The organism is Leptospira venezuelensis (genome assembly GCF_002150035.1).
Lineage (GTDB): Bacteria > Spirochaetota > Leptospiria > Leptospirales > Leptospiraceae > Leptospira_B > Leptospira_B venezuelensis.
The window spans coordinates 405,897-425,376 of the sequence record NZ_NETS01000007.1; the positions used below are offsets into that span (position 1 = coordinate 405,897).

The following is a 19,480-nucleotide window of genomic DNA, read 5'->3' on the forward strand; positions in this document are numbered from 1 at the left end:
TAAATGAATCCTAAGGTTGATTTCTTTTTTAATAAAGCCAAACAGTGGAAGGAAGAATATGAAGCATTGCGGAAGATCGCCTTGTCTTCTGGACTTACTGAAGAGTTGAAATGGGGTCAACCTTGTTATACATCTCAAAACAATAATATAGTTTTGATACATGGATTTAAGGACTATTGTGCGTTTTTGTTTTTCAAAGGTGCTTTATTAAAAGATCCAAAAGGAATTCTGATACAGCAAACTAAGAATGTGCAATCTGCTCGTCAGATCCGATTTACGAATCTGAAAGAGATCGATAAACTCAAAACTTCTTTAAAATCTTATATTAAAAATGCGATAGAAGTCGAAAAGTCCGGCCAGAAAGTTAATTTCAAAAAGACAAAAGAATTTGATATGCCTGAGGAATTTTTAAGTAAGTTAGATGAATCCCCAAACTTAAAGTCCGCTTTTGATTCCTTAACTCCAGGCAGACAAAGAGGTTATCTTCTTCATTTTTCTTCTGCGAAACAATCCAAGACCAGAGAGGCGAGGATAGAAAAATATATACCTCATATTCTAAAGGGAAAAGGATTAGATGATTAAAAAGAAGGCTTCAGCAAAGAAAACTAAAACTACAGCGAAAAACTCTGCTCCTAAGAAGAAGTCTCTTAGTAATAAAAAGCCAGTCTTACTTTCGGGTGGGAATCCTCAAATCGCTAAGGGTTATGGAGATGGTCCGGTCCAGGAATATATTTCTGCTATGCCTGGTTGGAAAAAGGACATTGGACTCAAACTAGACGAAATCATAGTCCGCACAGTTCCTTATGTTTATAAGGCAGTAAAATGGAATTCTCCTTTATATGGGATAGAGGGAGACGGTTGGTTTTTAGGAATTCATGTTTTTAATAAATATGTTAAGGTCGCTTTCTTTAGAGGGACTCATTTGAAACCTCTTCCTCCAGGCGAATCCAAGCAGAAAGAAGTACGTTACCTGGACATCAAGGAGAATGATAAAATAGACGAATCCCAACTTTCTTCTTGGATCAAGCAGGCTAGCGAACTGCCAGGCGAAAAAATGTAAGACCAAATGATTGGGCAAAAGTCCATTTCTTTGTTCAATAAAGCGTCTAAAATATCCGTAATAGCATATTAAATTCTTTCCATCTAAAAGCCAGAATCCCGAATGATTTCAACTTCGGGAGGAAGATATGGCAAATACTGTATTTGAAAGTAAGGCTTCTTGGGCGGGAGGTTTAAAATTAAACCTACAATGCAGAAATCATAAATGGGTCGTGGACGAACCTGAAATTTTAGGTGGAACGGACCAAGGGCCGAATCCAGTTGAACTCGTGTTAGGTGGACTTGCGAGTTGTGTTGGAGTTTTAGTTTCTCTTTATGCTCCTGCTCATAAAGTAGAATTGAAGGATTTCCATGTATTTGTGGAAGGAGATCTTGATTTGGACGGGTTCCAAGAACTTGCAGCCGTCCGTCCTGGATTTTCTCAGATCCGTTATAGAGTAGATATCCAGACAGATTCTCCGAAAGAAAATGTGGATTCTTTGCTTGCTCACATAGAAAGGATATGCCCTGTGAAGGATACGTTATCCGGGGTAGGAGTATTATCCCAAAAATCTGGATCATCTGTTGCAGCTTAATCTAATCTAAACTCCTTTTCGAAAAATCCAGTTCTGATTTTCGGAAAGGAGTTCCTACCTTCGCTTTAAAAGAAATATCTTTCTGTAATATTCTAGTCATTCGCTTGTTGTAGATAGGGAGTAGGCTAATTAAGAACTAAAAAATTTTGACATAATAAGGTAAGGAATTCGCTGTTTCGGGACGAAACTAAATAAGGAAACCGCGGGTCTTACCCATCCAAGACGAAAAAGGAGGTTTTGAATGTTTCAATCCGAAAGAGAGAAAAACGAAAAAAGCCAGTTCCAATCCGCAGGGCCGATCCAAGTTAGAAAGGAATTTGCACGTTCTGAATCTGTGAATTTCCCCTCTAAAAAGGCAGAAAGCAGAAACGAAAAAGTGGTCAGATTGAGACCAGACCTATACGAAAAATAAACCCGGAATTTCTCAGAGGAGTTCCGAAAGCCTTTCTAATACCCGGTCATTCTGCTCCGGCCTTCCTATCGTAATTCTTAAGGCATTTAATCCGTAACTTTTAAGATTTCTTAATATAATCCCTTCCTTCAAGAGTGTTTCGAAGGTTTGGGTGGAATCCAGTTTTGCTTGGTTCAATTTAATTGTGATAAAGTTTGCATAGGATTCAAAAAAAGAGAGTCCCTTCTTTTTTGCGAACTCTTCGTAACGGATCATTTCTTTTAAATTCGATTTTAAATAATTTTCCACAAATTCTCTATCGCTTAGTGCAGTAGCGGCTGCTAACTGAGAAAGTTGAGATACATTGAATGGAGGTCTCAATTTGTAGAATGCGCGGATCATTTCTTCCGAAGCGATTCCATACCCAATTCTCATTCCACCTAATCCATAAATTTTTGAGAAAGTGTTTGTATATAATACATTCGGGAATTTTGAAATTACATCCGAAGCTTTGACTTCTTTTTTAGGATCTCTAGTTTTTCCGAACTCCATGTATGCCGCATCCAACACAACCATCGTATCGGAGGAAATTTTTTGAAGAAAGGTGTATAGATCTGACTGATCTAAAGCATCTCCGATCGGATTACAAGGAGTGCAGATGAATATGATCTTAGGAGAATGTTTTTTATACAGATCCAGGAATTGGTTTAGATCATGAAGTTCAGAACTGGTTTGGATTGTTTCCGCACCACATTGTCCTGCGTATATAGAATACATGGAGAATGTTTTTCCATTTTGGAGGATCTTGTCTCCAGGGCTTAATACTGATCTTGTAGCAAAGTCGAATATTTGGTCGCTTCCGTTTCCTTGTATTACGTTTTTTGCATCTACTCCATGGGCGTTCGCAAGTGCATCCTTTAATGCTTTATAGGAATCGTCAGGATATAAGGGCATCTTATACACAGCTTCTTTTATGACTTCGGAAACCTTAGGAGAGACACCATACGGATTTTCGTTGGAAGCTAGTTTGAGAACTTTTTCCGGAGAAATTCCGTATTCACGTACGACTAGTTCTATCGGTTTGCCGGCCTCGTAAGCCGGAATCTTGTCTAAAGCGGGTTGGAATCGCATCTAATTCCAGAAAAAAACGGAGTCAGGATTCTTCCAATCGTTTTTGTTCCACTAATCTTTGGTAAAGTCCTTGGAAGTCTTTAAAAAATAAGGACTCATCAAGTGCGTATTCCATTACCATTCTTTTGGTCTCTTCTGAACCAAGTAGCGCCCTATCGGTGGCAAGCATTCTGGTTCCACCATCCAAAAGTAGATCTCTAAAATAATGATTATTGAATATATTGGGAGTTTCCGTAAAAGATCCCTTTGCATGCCAACCCAATGTATGGACTCCCATGAGCAAAACAGTATCCCTTGTGGAAAATCCCATCATGGAGAAATAGTTTAGAGAATCTTTAACATCCGGACTATCCACAGGCATAAGCATTCTTCCGCTAGGATAACTCGAATCCTTTCTTCCCTGTAGGATATGGACCTGAGGTCCACCCGCTTTCTGGAGTGCTAACGCACCAGAAAGAGCTATCATATCTGCAAGGGAAGGAATTCCAACTCTTCCTTCTTTTTCCAATTCTTCTTTTAAATGGATAATTGCTTCTATTTGTTTTGTTACTCCTCGATTATTCTCATCATTTAGGATGGTTGGAAAACGAATAGAACCTTCGAGACCTAACCATTCTCCATCTGCGGAGAAGATAGAAGAAGCATGAAATACCATACGAAGCCAGGCCCCAGCTTCAGTAGGATCTATCTTGTCCCAGATCCTGTATCCTGTTTCTTGCCAGGTGCTTCCTTCGCAATTATTCTTTGTTCCTAATACCTCGTGGACTCTATAATTTCCGGTTTTACCTTTCAATTTCGTTTCGAAACTTCTTCCTTTAAGAACTCTGTCCTTTACGGATTCATAAACCTTTTGGGAAATTAAGATCTTTGCATCTGCCTTCTTTGTGGTAGTTTCTATCCTACTTGCAGAGTTGACTGTATCACCGATCGCAGTGAAAGACATGCTCAATGGATGTCCTAACTTTCCTAAGATTGCAGTTCCATAATTTATCCCAATTCCAATTTCAAATTCGGAACCTAAATGATTTTGAAGATAAGTATTCAAATTTTCTAATTCGGATCTCATTTCAAGTGCGGAGCGGATCGCATTTAGATTTGCACGAACAGGATCCGGATCTTCTAACCCGAAGATCGCCATAAGTCCATCACCTATATACTTATCTATAATACCGCCGTATTTTAGGACCTTATCTCCCATCCTATAAAAGTAACGGTTCAGGATATGAATTACATCGTAAGGCAAATGACTTTCCGAAAAACCTGTGAAACCTCTAATATCGCTGAATAAGATCGCCACCGGTTTTTCTATACCAGAGATCAAATCGGAGAATGTAGAAGCAAGTGCCTTATCCGCATCATCTATGACCAATCTTCTGAGGACAACGTCGCCTGAGATCTTTGTTTGGCAGGCAAGTCTAACGTTATCGGGAAAACCCTTCTTCTGGGCTAACACTGTTTCTTTTTCATTACGAGGGAGAAGATTTTCGTCTCCTTCTTGTATTAATACCCTGCAAGTAGAGCAACGTGCGTTACCTCCACATGCGTGTATATGAGGGATACCTGCATCCAGTGAAATTTGTAATAATGGCTTGTTTAATTCGGAAGGTTCGAGGAAAACTTCCTTATCGTTTTCGAAAATAATTTTTATCATAAAGGGTGATCGAGTCCAGCGATCAATATAGGATCTAAGTCCTTGTTCATTTTATTTTAGATGGAAAATACTAAAAGACTAATACTCAGACTTATATATAAGTTCGCTAAGAATAAAAATATTCTTTGGTTCGGGCCGGAAATTCTTTTTTTCCGCGTCTAATCCTTAGTTCTACGAGAATCCGATCGTGCAAAATAAGGAAAATGGCTCATCAGACGAATCACCTAAAAGATCGGTGATTTTATGTGTCGACGATGAGTTGATCATTTTGAGAGGACTCAAAGAACAACTCAAGTCAGCCTTCGGAAAAAGTTACCAAATAGAAGCTGCGGACAGTGCAGAACTCGCTCTCCAAATAGTAGAAGAATGTAACCAGGCTGGAATTCATATACCTGCAATATTAAGCGATCAAGTCATGCCCGGGATCAGAGGAGATGAATTCCTAATTAGGATCCAAGAGACGAATCCGAATACCAAAAAGATTATGCTCACTGGTCAGGCGAGTGCGGAGTCCGTTGGAAATGCTCTCAATAAGGCAAACTTATATAGATATCTTTCTAAACCCTGGGACTCTAACGATCTACTCATGACGGTAAAAGAAGCGGTACGTTCTTATGAATCAGATATTTCTCTCTCTGAACTCAACAAAAAATTAGAAGACGCGCTTCTTTATAATAGAGACTCAGGACTTCCTAATTTGGAATCCTTAAGAAGAAGATTGGATCTCGCTGCTGAAGAGAAGGAAGATTCTCTTCTTGCATTGATTCGGATCGAATCCACTTCTTTGACTACAAGAGATTTTGGAGTTTCTCTATATAAGGATTTAATGAAGAAGTTCCTAGATTCCATGAAATCTATCCTAGGAAGTTATGGAGAAATTTTCCATGTATATGAGGATGAAGTGGCCGTTCTTTCCAAAGTGCAGGAAGAGGAGTTCCTACCTCATTTAATTGCATTTCGGATACTTCTACGTTCCGATTATTTTACCGCGTCTGGAATTTCTTTCCGGATCAATGCTACGATCGCCACTGCGAGTGGGAAAAAAGATCTGTATTATAAAGCGAGACTCGCGTTAGTCAAAGCAAGCCAAGAACCTGAATTCGATTCAGAATCTGGGATTTATTCCTATTCTGAAAAGATGGACGATCAGGATCTATATAAGATCAATATGGATCTAGGGAAAAGACTAAACCAGGCGATACATTCTGGTAATGTGGTTCCTTACTTCCAAGGGATTATGGACAATCAAACTGGAAAGGTAGAAAAATTCGAATGCCTTGCTAGGATTGTAGAAGATGGAAAAGTATATGCTCCCGCGAGCTTTTTATATTTGGCCAAGTCCACAGGGCTTTTGAGAAGAATTAGTCCTATTCTTTTTGAAAAGGCGCTTCGAAAATTTTCTGATTCACCTTATTCATTCTCCATCAATTTGTCGGAAACAGAATTAGAAAGCCCAAGTTTTCCGAAATGGGCATCATCTCGTATGGAACATTACGGGATTAATCCTTCCAGGGTAACTTTTGAAATTTTAGAAACTGCAAGTTTTCATGGAAATCCGGAAAGACTAAAAGTGATTGCGGAGCTGAAAGAATTAGGAGCAAAAATTGCGATCGATGATTTCGGAGTGGAACATTCCAATTTTTCCAGATTGTTGGAAATCCAACCGGACTTCATCAAGATAGATGGAAAATTTATCCAATCTTTAGAAAGAAATAGGACTGCATTCATTTTAACTTCCGCAATTACAGAACTCGCTCACAGAATTGGGGCAAAAGTTGTAGCAGAATTTGTTTCAACTCCTGAAGAACTGAAAGTTGTACGTTCTCTAGGCATAGAATATTCGCAAGGTTACCTAATTATGCAGCCTTCTCCCGACATAACTCCGGTCTCGATAAAAATTATTGAATAGGTACTTTGGTCTATTTTTTCCGGGTAGTCTTTGTACTCATTCTTTCGAGGGATAAAGTCGAAAATGAGTTGCAAACATAATTTATAGAGTAAGTATCCTTGTTTTGCTCCGGATTTTGAGCCGGGGTTTTTTCGTTTTTGTTCGTCTAATTTATACGTTGGTACCGGGGGAGCGGTGGAGAAAGCGATTCTTTTTGTTGATGATGAAGCGCTCATTTTGATGAGTATGAAGTCCCAAGTCAAAAGACATCTGGGTGATACTTATCGTTATGAGACTGCACTAGATGCGTCGGAAGCGATGCAGATCATTGAAGAATTAGTAACAGAGGGAGTCAAGATCCTGATCGTAATTTCTGATTGGTTGATGCCGAATATCAAGGGAGACGAATTTTTGAGAATCGTTCACCAAAGATATCCTGAGATCCAAAAGATCATCATCACAGGTCATGCGGACATTGCTTCCGTCGAAGCTTTAAAGAAAGAGATCAATTTATACAGTTACTTGAAAAAACCTTGGGACGAAAAAGAATTAGTAACCACTATCACCTCAGCCCTTAAATAAATAGGGGGGCATAATGAGCCTTCGAACGCGCTTCTCTCTTTACTGCGCTATTGTTCTATTTGCATTCTCAGTCCTGCTAACTCTATTAGTGGCCATATCTGCATTCTATGACTCCAAAGTTGCTTCACAAGAGGCAGCCTTTGCAAAGGCAGAAGGAGCTTCTTTCGAAGTTCGTAAAATTTTTTCAGAAGCAATTTCCAAAGTGGGAGAAGCTAAAACTCGCTGGGAACTTACTCGTCCTTCTCGAGATTCCGTTGAAAAAGATCTAGTGGATCTTTTTCAGCATGATAAAAGATTTTTAGGAGCCGGCGCTGTTTTCGAGCCAAATCTTTTTGATGGAAGAGATTTTTCCTTTATAGGTCGTAAAGGTTCTAATTCAAAAGGTAGATTTGTTCCATACTTTCACAGAAGTGTTAAAAATCCAGATGAGATCAGTCTAGAAGAAAGTGTTTATTATGATAATACTGATGAAAGCGGTAACTATTACCAAATCCCCAAGGCAACATTAAGTGACTTTGTAGGAGAGCCTTATTTCTATCCGTTAGAGGGAGTGAATATTTTTATGATCTCCTTGATCCGGCCTATTACTCGCCAAGGACGATTTATAGGAATAGTAGGCTTGGATCTGAAACTTTCGGATTTAGAAGAAGAATTGTTTTCTAAGAGGCCGTTTGGAGACGGACATTTGGCATTGATCTCTCCAGGTGGGAAATATGCAGTTCACGGCGCGAAAGGAATTTTACAAGGAAAGAATGCCGGAACTGCTGAAGTAAAAGATTCAGTTCAGAAATCCTTAGCTTCCGGACAATCTTTTGCTTATCCAGTAGAAGGTGGGAACTCCTACATATTTCCATTTAGTATGGGGACTTATGGAAAAAACTGGGCCATAGAAGTATATGTTCCTGATTCAGTTCTTTGGAACGATCTAGGTCCGATCATTCTAAGATGTTTACTCATTACATTTGCGCTTTTGCCAATCTGTTTATATTTTCTAGATAGATTCTTTTGCAAATTTGTCTCGGAAGGCTTATCGGAAGCGACTACGTTTGCAGATTCTTTAGGGGCCGGGAACTATTCTGTTCAGATCCCGACTCGGAAATTCCAAGATGAGATCCATCATCTTTTTGTAACATTAGGAAATATGAAGGAAAAGTTGCTGGCTGCGATCGATCAGCAGATCCGATCCGAAAAGATTCTCAGAGAATCAGCGGAAATCTATTCGCGAAATGAGATTATTCGTCTTCAAAAAGAAGAATTGGAAGTCGCCTTGGGTGAATTAAAGACCGCTCAGGAAACTTTACTTAGAAATGAACGATTAGCCGCGATAGGCAGGATTTCGGGAGCAGTTAGTCATCAGATCAATAATCCGCTGGGAGCAATCGGAGCTTCTAGAGAGAACATTTCGTTTTATGTGAAGAGGATTACGATACTTCTTCCTTTTCTTTTCGAATATCTAAGCAAGGCAGATGAATCGGAAAGAGAATTTTTTTATACAACATTAAATAGAACATTAGAAAATCATAAAGAACAGATTGGAAAAAAATTCAGAGAAACCCGGCATTCTATAGAAGCATTCTTAAAACAGGAACAAATAGAAGAAGCAGGCGATAAAGCTGCCGTGGTAGCTGAGTTGGGGTTTGCCGATTGTCCAGAATTCATTCTTCAGCTATGTAGATGTTCTGAGTGGGATCGAATTACGGAGTTTTTGATGGCAGTTAGAGGCCTTGAAATTTCGGAAGAAGTTATCCATAGGTCTACTGATCGAATGTACAAAATAGTGTCTGCTTTAGAAACCTATTCGGGGATCGCAAAAGAAGATAAAGAAAGATGGGTCAAAGTCTCCGACACAATGGAAGTTGTGCTTGGAGTATATGAAGGAGCGGGCGGAAATAGGGTCACAGTCGAAAGAAATTATATCTCTGAAGCGACCCTAAGATGTATACCTGAAGATTTAGTTCGACTTTGGACACAGATTGTGGATAACGCGTACCAAGCTATGTCCGGAGAAGGCAAACTTAAGGTAAGTATTTATGATTCAGAATCTAAGATTATCTGCGAAGTGGAAGACAGTGGTTCTGGTATTCCCAAAAACATCAGAGAGCAAGTGGGAGAAGTTTTATCTTCTGGAAAATCGGAAGGGGAAGGCGCGGGTATAGGGCTCGCAGTTGCCGCTTCCATTTCTAAAAAATACGGGGGCAGTTGGAATTGGGAAAGTGAACCCGGCTGCACTATCTTTCGCTTTTCTTTTCCAAAATCAGAATAAAATATAAACTCGGGCTTTTACAATGAGTATCAGATACAGAATTTCACTCTACTTAGCGATTGTACTTTTAACCGGTTCTTTTGTTCTGGCGGGTATCAATTCATTTTCATCCTACTTTAGTTTAAAATCTCAGGTGGATTCCGGATCCACCATGGCAGGTAAACGTTATCAATATGAGATTTCTAATTTTCTAAATTCTGTTTTAGGATCTCTTAGAGGGTTTCAGTTTATGCTGGAAACTTCTCATCCTACTCGAGGAGATATGATAGCTTCTCTTAAGAAGTTAGCCGAAACCGATGTTCATTTTTTCGGGACTTGGGTATTGTACGAACCCAATGCTTTCGATGGTCAAGATGCAAGATATAAGAATACTCCATATCATGACGCTACGGGTAGGTTTATTCCATATTGGAATAGGTCCACAGGAGACCTGAAGATCACTTTTGCTGAATCTTATGATGTGGATGATACGATTAGTTTTTACTATCGTATTCCTAAAAAAACACAAAAGGATTTTATCTCGGATCCTTATGTATACTCCGTGAGCGGAAAAGATGTGCTCATGGTTTCGATGGTTAAACCAATTTTGCGAGGTGGAAAGTTCGTTGGAACGGTTGGAACAGATATCGCAATGGCAAATCTCCAAGAACTCTTAGGTCCAATTCGACCATTTAGAGGAGAAGGTTACCTTGCCTTGGTTTCACCTGACGGGCTTTATGCGGCAAATGGAGGAGATCCTTCTTTAGTGGGTAAGGCAATTCCTGAGGAAAACATTCGTGATCAAGTAAAGGAACTTAGCCTGAAAGGAGAAGATTTTCAGATCAAAGGCTCCGGCAACACTAGATACTTTTTCCCGTTTTTATTAGGAAATTATGATAAACCATGGGCAGTAGAAGTGTCTATTCCAGATTCAATCTTCTGGTCGGATATGAGAGGAGTGATCTTACAGACTATTTTATCTTCTCTTGTGATCATGGTTGTGATCCTGATCATTCTAAACTTGATCTTCAATAAACTTATAACAACAGGCTTATTGGAAGCGATTGGTTTTTCTGAGAAGATTGCGGATGGAGATCTAACTTCTCATATAGAAATAGCAAGAGAAGATGAGATAGGCAAACTACTCAAGTCCATGGATATGATGAAAGTGAATCTTTCTAAGATCATCTTGGATATTAAAACATCTTCCACAAAATTGAATAGTACTTCTGATCAAATGGCGGAGTCGAGTCGTAACTTCTCGGATGTGGCTCAGGCTCAAGCATCAGCAGCGGAAGAATCATCGGCTGCAGTTGAAGAACTTGCCGCTTCAGCGGAGAATGTTCGAAGGTCTATGGAAAAAGCTATAGATAATATGAAGGAGATAGATACAAACGTAGTTCTACTCCGTGAGCAGATAGGTACAATTAATAATGAAATGCAAACCTTATCGCAGGTAGCATCTGAATCCCAGGAACGTGCTGTGACTGGTGAGAATGCAATGGGTGCAACGAACCAAGCAATGGATGAGATTGGAGAAAGTGCGAGTCGTATCAACGAGATTCTATCTATCATAACTGAGATATCAGAGAAAACAAATCTGTTAGCCCTAAACGCTGCGATTGAAGCCGCTCGTGCCGGAGAAGCAGGTAAAGGATTTGCAGTAGTTGCAGAAGAGATCAGTAAGCTTGCGTCTCAGACTTCTTCTTCTGTCCAAGAGATTGGAGAACTTGTGGACTCCACGAATAACGCGGTTCATAACGGGAATACTAAGGTGAAAGAGGCGAGTGATATACTTCGTAAGCTCAGAACCTCGGTAGATTCTTTTGGACTATCTGCGAAGAAGGTATTGGAATCTGTTCGAACCCAAGAGAAGAACACCCAAGACATTCATCAATCGGCGAATTTCCTCATGAGTTTCAGTTTACAGATAGAGGAAGCGGTTCAGGAACAGAAGAGAGCAACAGATGAGATAACTAAGACGATTGTAAGTATCTCAGAAGGAACCCAGGAAGTTGCTTCTGGTGCGGATGATCTGACTTCTTACTCTGGTGAAATGCACCAACAATCAGAAGGGCTTCTTAAGTCGGTAGATAAGTTTAAACTTTAAACTTGAGCTGTATATTGAATATACAATACTGAAAGTGCATATTTTATTATACAGTGGTATAGTGAATGCATAAGAAAAGACTTTGGCGAAATTAAAGGAATATACTTAAGAGTCCGAACTATTCTTAATTTGCCTATTTTCGGAAATGTCTGCAATTTCAATTTGCTAGATTGTTTGTATATACAGTGTCACGATTTGCCTTAGTCCTAATTTTATTCTGCTCGTTGCTTTCTTTTTCCCTTTACGGAGAAGGAGTGAAGATCTTTAAACCGGTTCCACCGATTGAAAATTCAACTCAGATCAAAAAGCAAAAAGCCTATCGAATCAAGGGGTTAAAAAGTACAAAACTTTCGGCGAATCGACTCGTTGTGATCCGAGGCTATTTTCATTCGGCAGAGGTTTTGGTTCCGGGAAAAAAGGATAACATGGATGGTTATTGGATCATCAAACCATTTACGTATGTTCGGGAAAGGAATCCGTCTTTAGGTTGGCCTTATTGGGCTGCCTTGGACGCGGTATTAATAAACGTGGGTTGGATTCCCTCGGAAGGAACAAATCATTTTTATAAAAGTTTAAAGTATGATCCTTATTTCGAAGAGTCTGTAGAAATTAGAGGAATCACAACGAACTTGATTGGAACAGAAAATGCAAATTTGAAAATTTTATTGGAACAGATGAATCAGCAAGTCATTGAGGATAAAGTTCCTCCCATTGTTGGATCTGAAAAAGGATTCCATCCTCTTTTGATCAATTTAATATAGGATCGACTCGTAAAAAAGACTTTTTGATCAAGATCAGTGCCCCGTTTCCTTGCGAGCAATACAGAATGCTCTTACCAACATTTCTATTTTTCTAATATCTCTTTAATTTGTTCTCTTTGTTTTTCTAGAGAAGGCTTTGTGATTCCATTTCCCATTTGGAACAGTACCTTCTTACTATCCATGATCTCTAAGATCCAGGGACGTTTCTCTAAGATCACATGAACATAAGAAACAAATGAATCCGCGAAAAAATCATCTGCATTTGCAGCTGAATACAATGTGGGAAAAGGCGTTTTAGAAAGGATTGGATAAATTTTCTCCCAGTTATCATTCAGAGAAAGTGTTTCTGAATAAAATCGGATCTGAGGCCGAACGACAAAATTGGAATCATCCAGATAAGCTACCTTCTCCGATTTCCAAATTCCTTTATAGAATTCATAGTTCATAAAGGATCTTTTAGGAGAAAAGAAACTTGGACCTATATTTTCTGTTTCCGAGAGAATATGTCCAAATTCATGTAACAAAATATAACTAAGTGCATTCGCTTTATTGTTTTGTTTTTCTTCTTCTATTCGGATTCGTATTTTTATATTCCCTTTTTGGAATGCGGAATTTTCCTTATAACTGATCCAATCATTTGCGTTTCTATTCAGAGTGTTTATATCTAAGATTACAAAACCTCCAATAGATTTGCCATCTTTACGAACTATTCCCGTAACGGCAGAACCTCCCAGATTTTCGCAGACATAAACACGGAATAGTTTGTTTCTTAGAAGAGAGGCGACTGGTCCTGTTTGAGAAGTCAGAGCATCTAATAGAGTAGGTTTGACTGTGTCGAGGTCTTTGACAGGCGATGGGGATTCGGTAAAGCCATCTACTCGATTCAACGCATTCACATAATCTAAGGCATGTTTGTCTAGGTTGAGGATCCTTGAGGACCAGTCTGCAGACTCCAACCCGACATAGTTCTCTATTTTAGATAGAGGAGTAGAAGATAGAACGTCTGCGTAAGGATTTAGATCTCCTAGTTCTTCTTTGCAAGAGTAGAAGGCCTCAAAAACAAGAATGAATACGACAAACAATCGACACAAATACATGCGGCTTTGAATGTGCAAAACTTGAGCTAGAACGAAAAGTATTTTTCTTTGCATCGCAAAAAATCAACAAGAGAAAGTCAGGGATATTGATTTGCATTTCATGGGGCCTTTGTAAGATTTGTGCCTGTCTCTCATGAAGACCAGTGTCTTTTTTTATAACAGTTGCAGATTTCCCGGCAGTATTGTTAGGACTTCTTTCTTGTTATATCTAGTCGCTTTATTTCTTTATGGAGTCTCGATCTTTTCGGATGTAACCAATCCTTGGGAACTTCCTATCGATGAGAGGATCTTGAATCGAAAGGATGTAAGTCATATCGTTTTAGAGACAAGACCCGGCGGATTTCGCGTTACTTTATTAATTAATGAAAGATTTCCGTATAACTATAAAGCAAAATCAGCCGCTTTCTATTATTCTAATATTAAGGATTCTAAAGAAGGTTTGGAATTAGCGGAAAAATTAGATCGGTATCTTAAGTCGGGCTTCAATATGAAGATCAGGTTTAATGGATCGGAAATTTACGAATTTATATTAGATGAATCTATCCAATAAAAAAGCTGGAATACTCAATCCTTGGTCTTTCCTGGAAACCGAGTTTAATTACAGGGAAGTAAGTGCATGGAAAGATTTCGTCCGAATTGATCAATCATTCATTCGATTAGCTTTTTTTCTTCACTTCTTAGTTTATTTTTTAGCGTTAATCCCTGAAATCCAAAGTTCACCTCATGGAACCATTTATTTCGGTCTCATTTTGAGCTTAAATATTCTGAGCCTAGTTCTTTCCTTTCAGAGAAAATATCTGCCAGCAGTTATTCATGGAACTAACTGCAGTATTACTTTTTTGGTAATGCTGATCTTAAACGAATCATTTTATAGTTTCGACGATCTTCATAGTTTACAACTTTATAATAATTATTTCCTGCTTGTTGGGTTTTTGGTTTTATTCCAAATGTTCCGACTTAAGGTAAAAGGCTGCTTTTTAACTGCGGCATATTCTATTGCATTACATCTTGGGTTTATCTATTTCAAACTCAAGAATGGTCCTCTTCCAGGATTTCCTTTAGTTTTATTTGTTCCAGATGTGGTATATTTGATCTTAAGCCTGATCGGTACTACGATCGTAGTGATTGTAAGAAGATTAGTTCGGATATCTTCTGAACTAGACTCTGAGTATAGATTTTTGCAGCATGAACTTCAGATTGCCAGAAAAGTGCAGGAGACACTATTTCCTGAAGATATCAGTATCAAAGGTTTCAAATACGAAGTATTTAGATCCACTCCCAATGAGATCGGTGGAGATTTTTACGATTTTATACAATTAAGGGAAGGAAACACAGGAGTTTTCTTAACTGACATTGCGGGGCATGGGATTGCTTCTGCGTTAGTCGCTTCATTTATCAAAATTATGGTAGCGACCATGCCATATCGCCTCAAATTGCATCCAGTACGACTATTGGAATATCTGGATGAGACACTTCTTAGGCAGTTCAAGTCTCATCATGCTTCTGCAGTTTATATATTTTTCGATTTTATTTCCAAGGAGATCCATTTTGCCAATGGGGGGCATCCTTATCTAATGCATTCCCAAAATGGAAATGACTTTAGGGAAATTGAAACTACTGGAAGTATATTAGGATTTGGGATTAAAAGGCCAATCGCTGAACTTGTTTCTTTACCGATCCAGTCAGCTGAAAGGTTGTTTTTATATACTGACGGATTGATAGAGAATCGAAATCCGCAAGGAAAACAGCTTGGAAGTGAAGGCCTAATTGAAATCTTGAATAGAAATAAGTCTTTTACCGATTTAAAACAGTTTAAAGAAGCCGTCCAAATCGAACTCTCCGCATTTTTCGGAGACGCAGAATTCGAAGACGACACACTTTTCCTGATCATCGAGATGGAGTAAATAAATGAGCGAATCACTGATCAAATTACAAAAAGAAGGCAAATTGGCTATCCTGGAGATTAACCGTCCTTCTGCGTTAAACGCATTGAACGAAGAATTATTAAGCGAATTAACGAGCGAGATCTATAATTTAGAAAAAGATCCATTAATTCATGCAGTGATCATAACAGGACAGGGAAAAGCGTTTGTTGCGGGGGCAGATATTGCTCGAATGAAAGATATGGGAGCAAACGAGGCGGAAAAATTTGCCTCATTGGGCCAACACGCATTCGACAAAATCCAAAAGAGTAGATTAGTTTCTATTGCAGCAGTGAACGGCTTTGCACTGGGTGGTGGACTAGAACTCGCACTTGCATGCGATATCCGTATAGGTTCTGAAAAAGCAAAATTGGGACTCCCTGAAGTTTCTCTTGGACTGATCCCGGGATTTGGCGGTACCCAAAGACTCGCTAGATTGATCGGATACGGAAGAGCAGCGGAGCTTATCTTCACAGGAGATATGATTGGTGCGGAAGAAGCGTATCGAATAGGTATATTAAACAAACTTACTAAAGACGGAGAAGATCTGATCGCAGCTGCGAGAGCCACCGCAGAATCTATCCTGAAAAAAGGACCTATTGCGGTCTCCACTGCAAAATCAGTTATCCTAAACGGCTTGGATATGCAGTTATCCAAAGGACAAGAGTTGGAGAAAAAAGAATTTTCTAATTTATTCTCTGGAAAAGAATCCAAAGAAGGGATGGGAGCATTCTTAGAAAAAAGACCTCCTAATTTCTGAAGATCCATGAAAACCTTTAGATTATTACTCCTATCTTTTCTGTTTTGCCTTCCTATGGCAGGTTGGGGAGAATATAATTCCCCCCTATACTTAGAAAAAACCACTATCTATATAGGAGAACATGCACTCCTTGTAGAGGTAGCAAATACGGATGAGTCCAGGCAAAGAGGATTGATGTTCCGAAAAAAATTAGGAGAGAATGAAGGAATGATCTTCATCTTTCCTTCTGAGGATCATTTATCCTTTTGGATGAAGAATACTTTAATCCCTTTGAGCATCGGTTATTTCTCAAAAGATAAGAAGTTAGTAGACGTTTACGAAATGGCACCGAACCAAACTCAGGTTCTATATCATTCCACCCAAAAGGTCATGTATGCGGTAGAGGCAAATCCCAGATGGTTTGCGAAACGTGGGCTTGGAAAAAATTCTGTTTTAAAGATAGAGAGTAGATATATAGGAAAATGATCCGCCCAATCGGACGGACCATCTTTATAAGATTAAAGAGCCTCGGAAGCTCTTAATTGAAGGTCTTGTAAGCTTTGTGCTTCTACTACTTTAGAAGATTTTAATTTACCTTGTTCAGTCAGTTTTAAGATCACTTGGGATCCTACTGATTGAGAAGTAACTTCGATCTCAGAAAGTTTTCCTTCTCTCTCTGCGAAAAATTTTCCAGGTTGAGCGCGGAAAGCAGTCAGAGTTTCTGATTTTCCTTCTTTTGAAAGAGCAGTTAAATCCAATCTGGAACCGAAATCAGAATAAACTAAAGTCAGTTTTTCGCCGTCTTGCTCGAAAGATTTCGCGTATTTTCCTTCTTTGTCGAACTCATTTAGTCCCACTGGGTTGCTTCCAGACCAGAACTCGATCAAGTTGAAAAGAAAAAAGTCGAAAAATCCACCGATCAGCATTAGAAATGAGAAAGGAATGTAGAATAAGATCGTTTTGATAATCTTAGCAAGAAGGCCACCGCCTACATTGATCCCGTCGTTAGCATTGTAGAAAACTCTAACAAGTGCGAATTTTCCGAAACAGTTCGCAAAGGAACCGAAGCTTGCTCCTACCAGTACCAAGGTCAGGATAATTTTTTTTAAAACGTTTTTCACCATTGAAAACGGAACTCCTTTATATGAATGGAATGCGAAACTACGATTAAAGTATGGAAAAAATCTTGCAAGAGATTTACATTCTCCCTTCCTTTTTGTGGAGCAAAATCTTGACTGAAAATTATTGGCCTAAAATGGATCTAATAAAGGAAAGAGAATCCCTTGACCTAGTTCCTGTCTCGGTATTTCTGGACCGAAAGACGGATTAAATGATTAAGCCGTTCTTAAGGGCAGATGCCCATTGATTTAGGGAACCTACGTGATCTTTCCCACACTTGAATTTTTTCTTTTTTTCTCTTTCGTATTTATAACACATTGGTACGTTTTACCGGCCCTTATTCCGGAGCCAAAACTACGCAAATCAATCATCCATATCTTCCTGCTCATCATGAGTTATATCTTCTATATGAGCTGGAACTGGAAATTTGGTGGATTAATCTTATTGTCCACAGTTATCGATTTCTTCTTAGCTGATTTGATCTTTGAATCCCAAGACCAAGTTTTCCGCAAAAGAATGATCGTAATCAGCTTGGTGCTGAACCTTGTATTCATTTTAGGATTTTTTAAATATTATGGATTCTTGAGTGAGAATCTGAATGTATTCTTACACACTTTAGGTTTTCCAAGTTTATTCCCTGTTCTTAAAATAGTTCTCCCGGTAGGGATTTCCTTTTATACATTCCAGAGTTTGAGTTATACGATAGATGTGTACAGAGGTGCGATTCCTTCTGAAAAAAACTTCATTAGATTTGCATTATTTGTTTCCTTCTTCCCTCAATTGGTAGCGGGACCTATCGTTACAGCGAAAAGTTTTTTGCCTCAATTACAAACAGAGAAGAAGATAGAAGATATCCCTTTTAGAAAGGCCATTCGTTATTTTCTAATGGGTTATTTTAAGAAGGTTGTATTATCGGATAATATTTCTCCGATTGCGGACCTGATCTTTAAAAATCCGGATGCTTATTCTACAGAAGCACTATGGTTAGGCGCATTTCTTTTTTGGGTGCAGGTTTATTGCGATTTTAGCGGTTACACTGATATGGCATATTCTGCGGCTCTTCTCTTAGGTTATGAGCTTCCCGAGAACTTTAGAATGCCGTACATTTCTCAATCCGTTACGGAACATTGGAGAAGATGGCATATAACTCTTTCTACTTGGCTCAGAGATTATGTATATATTTCCTTAGGTGGAAATCGTGTAGGGCTTGTAAGACATAGGTTTAATGTTTGGTTCACAATGTTCGTGGGAGGGATTTGGCATGGAGCCAATTGGACCTTCCTTATCTGGGGTTCTATCCAGGGCGGATTTCTATTAGTAGAATCTGTATTAAAAGAATGGAAAGCGAAATGGTTCCCGAACCTAACAATTTCAGACTCCTGGGATAAGGCATTAACTCCTGTTAGAGTTTTATATGCGAGCTCGGTTGCGGTTACCTTTGGAGTGATTTTCCGATCCGCAAATATAGAATCTGCTCTGAAAATGATACATGGAATGTATGTGTATCAAAGCGGAGAACTTAGGCCTTATATGTTAAAGCAAGGTATCCCTGCGATACTCTGTGTGATCATTGGACATTATATTGGTTGGCTTGTTTACGAAAAAGGAAAGGAGTTCAAGATCCCTGTCTGGCTAGAATTTTCTCTTTATCCTTTGATCGCATTTTGTTTTGCGATCTTAAGTCCAGACGGAGAGATTCCTTTTATCTACTTCGACTTCTGAAAAAAGTAAAAAGCTGGACACTTGCCGAATTCGTTTCTAATTTGAACCCTTATCGATGAGTGAGCCTGATCAAAAACCTAGGAGTCCCAGATTTTATCCCAGAGATTTCGACGAGTACATCGTGCAGGTGGATTCTGGGCTCATCACGTTAGAAGGTAAACTCGGTAATATTTCCGAATCCGGTATTTGTATTTTAATGAGCGGAGAAGATTTGCCAGGCTCGATTCCAATCGAAGGTTCCGTCATTGAAAGAAAGACTGGCAAACGTTTAGAATTTTTAGGGGACGTAGTTTGGAAGATCCCAAAGCAGGTCGACTCCAAACGAAAGTTCTTATACGGGATACGTTTTAGAGATGCTTTAGAACTGACAGAGTCTCTCATACTCATCAATCTTTCCTTAGAAGGTTAAAATCCTAGAATCTCTCATACGTAAGTGCAAACTTCCTTACGTCATATTTTTATTGCAAAGGCCGGCAAAGAGCCTACCTATG

19 protein-coding genes are annotated in these 19,480 nt (G+C 39.0%); 15 read left to right on the forward strand and 4 right to left on the reverse strand.

Features of this window, described 5'->3' with window-relative positions; genetic code table 11:
• The first annotated feature begins 3 nt into the window (after window positions 1-3).
• The 4 genes from B1C82_RS03875 to B1C82_RS20640 all read left to right on the forward strand — a co-directional run bounded on the left by B1C82_RS03875 (window position 4) and on the right by B1C82_RS20640 (window position 2,046).
• Window positions 4-582 (forward strand): YdeI/OmpD-associated family protein, encoded by a 579-nt coding sequence (locus tag B1C82_RS03875; RefSeq protein ID WP_086446286.1) that lies wholly within the window; start codon window positions 4-6, stop codon window positions 580-582.
• The gene (locus tag B1C82_RS03880) at window positions 575-1,060 is read left to right on the forward strand and encodes a DUF1801 domain-containing protein (RefSeq protein WP_086446287.1); all 486 of its coding nucleotides are present in this window, start codon (window positions 575-577) and stop codon (window positions 1,058-1,060) included. Before B1C82_RS03875 ends, B1C82_RS03880 begins: the two co-directional genes overlap by 8 nt.
• A 127-nt stretch (window positions 1,061-1,187) precedes the next feature.
• Entirely contained in the window at window positions 1,188-1,634 is a 447-nt protein-coding gene (locus tag B1C82_RS03885; RefSeq protein WP_086446288.1) for an OsmC family protein, read from the forward strand.
• A 241-nt stretch (window positions 1,635-1,875) separates the two neighbouring features.
• On the forward strand, window positions 1,876-2,046 hold the full coding sequence (locus B1C82_RS20640) for a hypothetical protein (protein WP_167373745.1): 171 nt from the start codon (window positions 1,876-1,878) through the stop codon (window positions 2,044-2,046).
• 12 nt (window positions 2,047-2,058) lie between these two features.
• Here B1C82_RS20640 and hisC read toward each other — a convergent pair whose 3' ends face one another.
• Both hisC and B1C82_RS03895 read right to left on the reverse strand, forming a co-directional pair.
• Window positions 2,059-3,156: a histidinol-phosphate transaminase gene (gene hisC, locus B1C82_RS03890; protein WP_086446289.1), complete on the reverse strand. Its 1,098-nt coding sequence runs from the start codon at window positions 3,154-3,156 to the stop codon at window positions 2,059-2,061.
• Window positions 3,157-3,178: 22 nt separating this feature from the next.
• The gene (locus B1C82_RS03895; RefSeq protein ID WP_086446290.1) at window positions 3,179-4,807 is read right to left on the reverse strand and encodes a peroxidase family protein; all 1,629 of its coding nucleotides are present in this window, start codon (window positions 4,805-4,807) and stop codon (window positions 3,179-3,181) included.
• A 187-nt stretch (window positions 4,808-4,994) separates the two neighbouring features.
• On the opposite strand from B1C82_RS03895, the gene B1C82_RS03900 reads away from it, so the two are divergent.
• From B1C82_RS03900 to B1C82_RS03920, 5 genes are all read left to right on the forward strand, one after another.
• Window positions 4,995-6,716 carry an EAL domain-containing response regulator gene (locus B1C82_RS03900; protein WP_086446291.1) on the forward strand — a complete coding sequence of 574 codons (1,722 nt, stop codon included), beginning with the start codon at window positions 4,995-4,997 and terminating at the stop codon, window positions 6,714-6,716.
• A 174-nt stretch (window positions 6,717-6,890) separates the two neighbouring features.
• The gene (locus tag B1C82_RS03905; protein ID WP_008597002.1) at window positions 6,891-7,277 is read left to right on the forward strand and encodes a response regulator; all 387 of its coding nucleotides are present in this window, start codon (window positions 6,891-6,893) and stop codon (window positions 7,275-7,277) included.
• A gap of 13 nt (window positions 7,278-7,290) precedes the next feature.
• The gene (locus B1C82_RS03910; RefSeq protein ID WP_086446292.1) at window positions 7,291-9,540 is read left to right on the forward strand and encodes an ATP-binding protein; all 2,250 of its coding nucleotides are present in this window, start codon (window positions 7,291-7,293) and stop codon (window positions 9,538-9,540) included.
• A 22-nt stretch (window positions 9,541-9,562) separates the two neighbouring features.
• The gene (locus tag B1C82_RS03915) at window positions 9,563-11,629 is read left to right on the forward strand and encodes a methyl-accepting chemotaxis protein (RefSeq protein WP_086446293.1); all 2,067 of its coding nucleotides are present in this window, start codon (window positions 9,563-9,565) and stop codon (window positions 11,627-11,629) included.
• A gap of 254 nt (window positions 11,630-11,883) precedes the next feature.
• A complete protein-coding gene (locus B1C82_RS03920) occupies window positions 11,884-12,390 on the forward strand; it encodes an SURF1 family cytochrome oxidase biogenesis protein (protein WP_157894093.1) in 507 nt (168 codons plus the stop codon).
• An 83-nt stretch (window positions 12,391-12,473) separates the two neighbouring features.
• Here the strand turns inward: B1C82_RS03920 and B1C82_RS03925 are convergent, their stop codons facing one another.
• Window positions 12,474-13,472, reverse strand: coding sequence for a hypothetical protein (locus B1C82_RS03925; RefSeq protein ID WP_234008465.1), 999 nt, complete (start codon window positions 13,470-13,472; stop codon window positions 12,474-12,476).
• Between the two features lie 148 nt (window positions 13,473-13,620).
• Here B1C82_RS03925 and B1C82_RS03930 point away from each other — a divergent pair, with 148 nt between their 5' ends.
• From B1C82_RS03930 to B1C82_RS03945, 4 genes are read left to right on the forward strand one after another with little or no spacing between them, the layout of a single operon-like run.
• Window positions 13,621-14,037, forward strand: coding sequence for a hypothetical protein (locus B1C82_RS03930; protein ID WP_411550348.1), 417 nt, complete (start codon window positions 13,621-13,623; stop codon window positions 14,035-14,037).
• Window positions 14,021-15,391: a PP2C family protein-serine/threonine phosphatase gene (locus tag B1C82_RS03935; protein ID WP_086446296.1), complete on the forward strand. Its 1,371-nt coding sequence runs from the start codon at window positions 14,021-14,023 to the stop codon at window positions 15,389-15,391. The genes B1C82_RS03930 and B1C82_RS03935 overlap by 17 nt, the downstream gene beginning before the upstream one ends.
• Before the next feature lie 4 nt (window positions 15,392-15,395).
• The gene (locus B1C82_RS03940; protein WP_086446297.1) at window positions 15,396-16,169 is read left to right on the forward strand and encodes an enoyl-CoA hydratase-related protein; all 774 of its coding nucleotides are present in this window, start codon (window positions 15,396-15,398) and stop codon (window positions 16,167-16,169) included.
• Window positions 16,170-16,175: 6 nt separating this feature from the next.
• Window positions 16,176-16,634, forward strand: coding sequence for a DUF192 domain-containing protein (locus B1C82_RS03945; protein WP_086446298.1), 459 nt, complete (start codon window positions 16,176-16,178; stop codon window positions 16,632-16,634).
• Window positions 16,635-16,666: 32 nt separating this feature from the next.
• Here the strand turns inward: B1C82_RS03945 and B1C82_RS03950 are convergent, their stop codons facing one another.
• Window positions 16,667-17,272 (reverse strand): DUF3332 family protein, encoded by a 606-nt coding sequence (locus B1C82_RS03950; protein WP_086446299.1) that lies wholly within the window; start codon window positions 17,270-17,272, stop codon window positions 16,667-16,669.
• Window positions 17,273-17,528: 256 nt separating this feature from the next.
• Here B1C82_RS03950 and B1C82_RS03955 point away from each other — a divergent pair, with 256 nt between their 5' ends.
• Window positions 17,529-18,989: an MBOAT family O-acyltransferase gene (locus B1C82_RS03955; RefSeq protein ID WP_086446300.1), complete on the forward strand. Its 1,461-nt coding sequence runs from the start codon at window positions 17,529-17,531 to the stop codon at window positions 18,987-18,989.
• Window positions 18,990-19,044: 55 nt separating this feature from the next.
• Entirely contained in the window at window positions 19,045-19,398 is a 354-nt protein-coding gene (locus tag B1C82_RS03960; protein WP_086446301.1) for a PilZ domain-containing protein, read from the forward strand.
• The last annotated feature ends 82 nt before the right edge of the window (window positions 19,399-19,480 follow it).

Coding starts and splice junctions, on each gene's coding strand:
- B1C82_RS03895 (WP_086446290.1), bottom strand. CDS start 4,807: ATGATAAAAATTATTTTCGAAAACGATAAGGAAGTTTTCCTCGAACCT.
- B1C82_RS03915 (WP_086446293.1), top strand. CDS start 9,563: ATGAGTATCAGATACAGAATTTCACTCTACTTAGCGATTGTACTTTTA.
- B1C82_RS03945 (WP_086446298.1), top strand. CDS start 16,176: ATGAAAACCTTTAGATTATTACTCCTATCTTTTCTGTTTTGCCTTCCT.
- B1C82_RS03935 (WP_086446296.1), top strand. CDS start 14,021: ATGAATCTATCCAATAAAAAAGCTGGAATACTCAATCCTTGGTCTTTC.
- B1C82_RS03875 (WP_086446286.1), top strand. CDS start 4: ATGAATCCTAAGGTTGATTTCTTTTTTAATAAAGCCAAACAGTGGAAG.
- B1C82_RS03910 (WP_086446292.1), top strand. CDS start 7,291: ATGAGCCTTCGAACGCGCTTCTCTCTTTACTGCGCTATTGTTCTATTT.
- B1C82_RS20640 (WP_167373745.1), top strand. CDS start 1,876: ATGTTTCAATCCGAAAGAGAGAAAAACGAAAAAAGCCAGTTCCAATCC.
- B1C82_RS03930 (WP_411550348.1), top strand. CDS start 13,621: ATGAAGACCAGTGTCTTTTTTTATAACAGTTGCAGATTTCCCGGCAGT.
- B1C82_RS03960 (WP_086446301.1), top strand. CDS start 19,045: ATGAGTGAGCCTGATCAAAAACCTAGGAGTCCCAGATTTTATCCCAGA.
- B1C82_RS03885 (WP_086446288.1), top strand. CDS start 1,188: ATGGCAAATACTGTATTTGAAAGTAAGGCTTCTTGGGCGGGAGGTTTA.
- B1C82_RS03950 (WP_086446299.1), bottom strand. CDS start 17,272: ATGGTGAAAAACGTTTTAAAAAAAATTATCCTGACCTTGGTACTGGTA.
- B1C82_RS03940 (WP_086446297.1), top strand. CDS start 15,396: ATGAGCGAATCACTGATCAAATTACAAAAAGAAGGCAAATTGGCTATC.
- hisC (WP_086446289.1), bottom strand. CDS start 3,156: ATGCGATTCCAACCCGCTTTAGACAAGATTCCGGCTTACGAGGCCGGC.
- B1C82_RS03880 (WP_086446287.1), top strand. CDS start 575: ATGATTAAAAAGAAGGCTTCAGCAAAGAAAACTAAAACTACAGCGAAA.